This window comes from Johannesbaptistia floridana (assembly GCF_057440575.1).
Genome location: NZ_JALKVM010000404.1, coordinates 1 through 5,661, shown reverse-complemented (window position 1 = coordinate 5,661; position 5,661 = coordinate 1). Strand labels below are relative to the sequence as shown.

Genomic DNA, 5,661 nt, shown 5'->3' with positions numbered 1-5,661 from the left:
AGTTGGTCCAATTTAAAACCTTTTTCCCTTTTACTTTCTTAGTTTTAGTGTAAAACTTACAGGTTTGTTTAATTAGTTTTACTTTACGTTTTAACCAAGTTTGTGCTGAATGTAATTTACCTTTATTGTGTTTTATATAGTCTTTTCTAGATTCAATTGCTGAACCTACTTGTCCTTGGGCGTCTGCTATTATTCCATTGGCGTGACGCTTTAAAAGTTGGTATTTATTTTGTAAGTAACTGTTCCATTTTGATTTGTCAAACTTTACTTTATTTAACCATTTCTTAAAGAGGGGACAATAATAACCTAGACAATTTATTAAATGATTTACTGTTTCACAAACTGCTTCTCTATAAATAGGTTCATAAGCTGTTAAAAACATCTCAAAACTAGTAAAGCCCAAAGCATTTAACTCGTTTATTGGTGTTGGCAATGCTTTGACATAACTTAGGGTATTAGATTTTTTTATCACCATCATCAACAACCACTTAAGTATTAATATTATATCAGACCCATACGCACTTCTAATTGTAACCTGGAAAAAAGGAGTCAGGAGCCAGGAGCCAGGAGTCAGGAGTTAGTAATTAATACTTAGTAAGCTTTAAGAATATTTTAAGTTATTTAAAAATACAAAAGTACTTAAAAAAATCTGAGTACTTCTACTCAAAAAAACCTAGGAATTTTTTGTGTAATATAAACAAAATATACTGACTCCTGAATTCTGACTCCTGACTCCTCTTCATAATACTATTTGACGTGCGAAAAGTGGGTTATATCATTGCTAAACAATAGTTGGTCTATATTTTCTTTAATAGCGCACTAAACGACTTATAATCAAGGGGGAAAACACAGTAATTATGTCTCAATTATCCCTTTGTCCCTAATTGTCAACCAACTAAAACTTACCTATTATGGCTATTTAGCTAATTAAATGAGCAAGTTTTATCAGAAATGGGTAAATATTTTTCAACTGTATTTAGCCCCAGTTAAAAACGAGGTTCGTAGTTGGACTTTAGTCCAAAAGATCTGACTGGCTAACAAATGAGCGTTAAGTGAAGGCAGGTGTCAATACTGCAAAGGATAAGCCTAAAAGGTTTATGAAATAGAGGGTGTGGGAGGTGTGGGAAGTGTGAGAGGTGTGGGGAGAAATGTTGCTCAGGTAAGCTTGAGGTCTTTCCTCTCTTCCCTCTCTTCCCTCTCCTCCCTCTCCTCCCTCTCTTCCCCATCCCTGCCTCAACAGATAATCTTCTTAACAAACATCAGTATTGAGGCAGGTGTTAGGTTTGGTGGTGTCAGGTCATCATTTAATCTCTATTGTCTACAAAAGACATTATAGCGTCTTTTTTGTACATGTAGATGTCACTAAAAGACAAGATACAGGGTTTTTACTGTAGACGGCCCAAATATACGGTTTATGCAAGTGCGGATCTTTGAAGCCCCGAGCATCTATAAACTGGAAAAGCTAATTTAGTGAGTAAATCTGCCAATTTTGTTTGACATTTATCCAGTAAATAAATATTTTTTCAAGATATAGCAGTGATCGCTGGTGGAAGTTAAAAGAACAATTTTTTTAATCATCTATATTGAAAGTCTCACTATCTTCGGCGATCGCCAAGAATAAGCTTTTAAACTATATAGTTATTAACTAAATTTAAAACTACTAAACTATAATTAGATTAATGTTCATTTTGATTGTGCATCAAGTAACTACTCAAAGATATTAACAAAACGGAAAAAGAAATATAAACAATATCTAAATTATGCTTAATCTCTAAGGTAATCATTTTCTTAAATAGACTAACAATAAGAGCGACGATAATAACTTGAATAATTTTCTTCTTCAACTCTTCCAAACTATTAATAGAGAGTGCATTTTCTTGCTCACTCCCCAAACGCATATCTATTTTAGAAATAAAAATTTCATAAATACCAAAACTAAAAATCAGTAGGATAACACCAATTAGATAATAGTCGATACCACCGATAATCAAAGAAACAACTTTAGCGATATTTTTACTATCTAAAGCTTTACTTAAAGGAAAATTAAGACGAATGCCGTTAAAAATTTCTAAAGTACCAATAATAAAAAAGTTAAGAGAACTAATTAGACCAAAAATCACAGGAATTAAAGCAAATAGACGAAAATTCCAGAGAATAAACTCAAACTTTTTTTCAATTTGTTTAAGATTAAACATTATTCTTATTTTCAAAAGAGAGAATTTAGCTTTAGTATAGAGGAAAATCACTGAAATTAACAAATGCGTAATCGGGATATTCAAGGAAAAGAGTATCAGCAAGGTACTCTAGTCGGTTATGAGACGAGAGAATACTTATTAGAAAAATGGGGCTCAAACTCAGACCAAAGCATCTTTATCAAAAGTTACTGGTGGTGGTTGAGTAATGAGTTTTGAAGTTTTGAAGTTTTGAAGTTTTGAAGTAAGAAGTCTTAGAGTAAGAAGTCTTGGAGTAAGAAGTCTTGGAGTAAGAAGTAATGAGTTTTGAAGTAATGAGTAAAAGAATTGATCCTAACCCCTTAAAAATTGATTCTCGCCTGTTGGCCTATTTAGTACTTTTGCACTGGTGCAAGATCTAAGTCAAAGATGATTAAATTGTGGCTGAGTAAAATTTTCCCCATAATTATTGCCTACAGCGGTGGATTATTAATGGGATTGGCACCTGCACCCATAAACGCCTGGTATTTAGCGTGGTTTGCTTTGATTCCCCTTTGGGTGATGTTAATTCAGACAAAAAAGCCTAACTATTTACTTCCTCTTGCCTGGGGAATTGGTTATCATGGTTTAGCCATTAGTTGGATTACGGGAATTCATCCGATGACTTGGCTAGGTGTGCCCTGGTTAAATAGCCTCTTGATTGCTTTGTTTTGTTGGCTATTTATTACCCTGTGGGGAGCTTTTTTAGTCTTATTCTGGGGGTTATCTATGTTTATAGTCAAAGAGCAAATCTCCTCAGCTATCCCTAGAGTTATAATTGGAGTAGCTTTATGGTGTATCTTAGAGTTTCTGTGGAGTTTAACACCTTTGTGGTGGAGTAGTTTAGCTTATACCCAAAGTCCAAGTAATTTAATTATTTTACAGTTAAGTCAGTTTTCTGGTTCTACTACCATTACCGCAGCTATTGTGGCTGTAAATGGTTTACTAGCAGAAGGGTGGCTATTGAGAAGGAAGTCTCCCAGACTGCCTCGGGTTTATTTATCTTTAGCTTTATTGTTACTCCTTAGTCTCCACGCCTGGGGATGGTGGCGTTATCAAAATAATCAAATTACTGGGGAAGGAGATTCTCTAAAAATTGGTTTAATTCAGGGAAACATTCCTAACGAAATTAAATTATTTTCTCCAGGTTGGCAAAGAGCGATCGCCCGTTATACTGAAGGCTATATGGATTTAGCTAACTTAGGTGTAGATATTGTGTTAACTCCTGAGACGGCTTTACCTTATTTTACTCCCACTGAAACCGACTCATTCTATAGTGCTATTTTAGCTAAACAGGTGCCTGTGTGGGTAGGTACTTTTACCGCGTCAGGGGGTCAATCCGGGGAAGGAATGACCAATAGTCTGTTAACAATTACAGGCTCAGGTAATATTTACAGTCGCTATGATAAGGTAAATTTAGTGCCCCTAGGTGAATATATTCCTTTTAGTAATATCTTTGGCGAATGGGTTAACCGTCTATCTCCCTTGAATGCTAGTTTAATTCCTGGTAAATCTACCCAACCCTTGATAACTCCGATTGGTAAAGTAACTGTAGGTATTTGCTACGATTCTGCCTTTGGTGAGCATTTTCGGCGTCAAACTGCCCAGGGAGGACAATTAATCATTACTGCTGCTAATAACGCCCATTATAGTGCAGCGATGCCTGCTCAACATCATGCCCAAGACGTAATGAGAGCAATAGAGAGCGATCGCTGGTTAGCTAGAGCTACTAATACAGGCTATTCTGCTATTATTAACCCCCTTGGTCAAACTATCTGGCTTTCTACCTTAGATAGTTATCAAATACACTTTGATGAAGTTAGACTACGCTCTTCTCAAACCCTCTATATTCGATGGGGGGATTGGTTAACGAAGTTGTTATTGCTTGTGAGTCTTCTCATACTAGGTAAAAAGCTAACTAAACTGAGAAAATAGTTAAATTTTATCAAGTTTCTATCTATTTATGTAGATAACTCAATAAAGACTTTTTTAGAATAACAGCAAAGGGAAAATTGACCGAAACAATTAAAACAAGGATATGAGAAGAGAAAAACCTGCTAACGAAGCAGCACGAATTGAAGCGCTGAAACAATATCATATTCTAGATACTCCACCTGAGGCAATCTATGATGAGCTTTTATTAGTCAACAAATATCTGCGGAAAGCTTGCCATACTTTATCAAAGCTTTTAGAATAAGATTAACGACAGAATTAGATAAACAATGAGTTATGTCACACCAGCAAAAGTCGCCTCTAACCTCGGGGTCTCAGTTTCTACCCTCCGGCGATGGGAAAATGAGGGAAAAATCAAATCAATCAGAACACCAGGAGGTCAAAGAAGATTCTGCATCAACGAATAGAAAGAAGAAGAAAAACCAACTATTCTCTATGCACGAGTCTCTACCTCGTCTCAGGGAGATGACCTCGAAGGAGAAGCTCAATTTTTACAACAGGCTTACCCAGGAGGAGAACTTATTACAGAAGTTGGAAGCGGGCTCAATTTTAGGAGGCGCCAGTTGCTCAAAATTTTGGAGCGTATATTCCCAGGAAATGTTCAATGTCTTGTGTGCGCCTACCCAGACCGTCTTTTCTGGTTCCGATTCCCATTTATTGAGTGGTTATGCCGACAAACAACAACAGAACTCGTGGTTCTCAATGGGCGTAAACTCTCTGTTGAGGGAGAACTCGTTGAAGATATCCTGTCAAGCCTCCACTGTTTCTCTGCAAGGCTATAGGGACTACGCAAGTACAAAAAAGAAGTCACCAAAGCAGTACAAGAAAAAACCAAGGAACCAGAGCAAGAAACCGACCCCAAACAGTGTCTTGAAAATCAGGGTTTATCCCTCTAAAGAACTTTACAAAATTTGGAAGTTGTGGTTAGCAGCTTACCGCAAAATATACAATTGGACTATTCAAGAATTAAGGATTAGTAACCAGTACTCAACATACAGTTTACAAGCTATTGCTAGAAGAGCAGATTTTCCTGACTGGGTCAAGGAATTACCAGGGCACCAGTTGCAGGAAGCCGTAGCTGATGCTGTAGATGCTCATCGTCAAGCTAAGGCCAACGGGGGAATAGCGAAGTTTAAATCTTGCAAAGCGCCTTCCCAGGTTATAAAATTTAAACCAGGTAACTACAGAAAAGGAACTTGGTATAGCAAGTTAACTAAAGGTTTAAATTTCTCCTCTAAACAAGAGTTCCCCAAAGAATGTATATACGGCACTCAACTCCTATATCAAAAAGGAAAATGGTTTGCTTGCTTTCCAATAGTTAAGGCTCCTGAAAATTTAGACCTAGAGAGAGTAATTGCTTTAGATCCAGGGAATAGGACTTTCTTGACTGGATACGATGGAGAAACTCTTTTAGAAGTTGGAGAGAAAGACATTGGGCGAGTTAATAGACTCTGTTCACATCTCGATGTGCGATTCGTTCCTGTTGAAGTAGGTTAAA

Annotated in this window: 7 protein-coding genes; 5 read left to right on the top strand and 2 right to left on the bottom strand. The window is 36.6% G+C overall.

Going from position 1 to position 5,661, the window contains the following annotated elements; all coding sequences use genetic code 11:
• The coding region (locus MW688_RS22880) for a hypothetical protein (RefSeq protein ID WP_486738328.1) at window positions 1-478 on the bottom strand (478 nt) is incomplete at its 3' end.
• A 1,198-nt stretch (window positions 479-1,676) separates the two neighbouring features.
• A complete protein-coding gene (locus MW688_RS22875) occupies window positions 1,677-2,195 on the bottom strand; it encodes a YqhA family protein (RefSeq protein ID WP_486738327.1) in 519 nt (172 codons plus the stop codon).
• Window positions 2,196-2,258: 63 nt separating this feature from the next.
• On the opposite strand from MW688_RS22875, the gene MW688_RS22870 reads away from it, so the two are divergent.
• The 5 genes from MW688_RS22870 to MW688_RS22850 all read left to right on the top strand — a co-directional run bounded on the left by MW688_RS22870 (window position 2,259) and on the right by MW688_RS22850 (window position 5,660).
• A complete protein-coding gene (locus MW688_RS22870; protein ID WP_486738326.1) occupies window positions 2,259-2,411 on the top strand; it encodes a hypothetical protein in 153 nt (50 codons plus the stop codon).
• Between the two features lie 213 nt (window positions 2,412-2,624).
• A complete protein-coding gene (gene lnt, locus MW688_RS22865; protein WP_486738329.1) occupies window positions 2,625-4,145 on the top strand; it encodes an apolipoprotein N-acyltransferase in 1,521 nt (506 codons plus the stop codon).
• A gap of 103 nt (window positions 4,146-4,248) precedes the next feature.
• Entirely contained in the window at window positions 4,249-4,407 is a 159-nt protein-coding gene (locus tag MW688_RS22860) for a hypothetical protein (protein WP_486738325.1), read from the top strand.
• A gap of 25 nt (window positions 4,408-4,432) precedes the next feature.
• Window positions 4,433-4,570: a MerR family DNA-binding transcriptional regulator gene (locus MW688_RS22855; protein WP_486738324.1), complete on the top strand. Its 138-nt coding sequence runs from the start codon at window positions 4,433-4,435 to the stop codon at window positions 4,568-4,570.
• The gene (locus MW688_RS22850) at window positions 4,506-5,660 is read left to right on the top strand and encodes a nuclease/transposase family protein (protein ID WP_486738330.1); all 1,155 of its coding nucleotides are present in this window, start codon (window positions 4,506-4,508) and stop codon (window positions 5,658-5,660) included. The genes MW688_RS22855 and MW688_RS22850 overlap by 65 nt, the downstream gene beginning before the upstream one ends.
• The last annotated feature ends 1 nt before the right edge of the window (window position 5,661 follow it).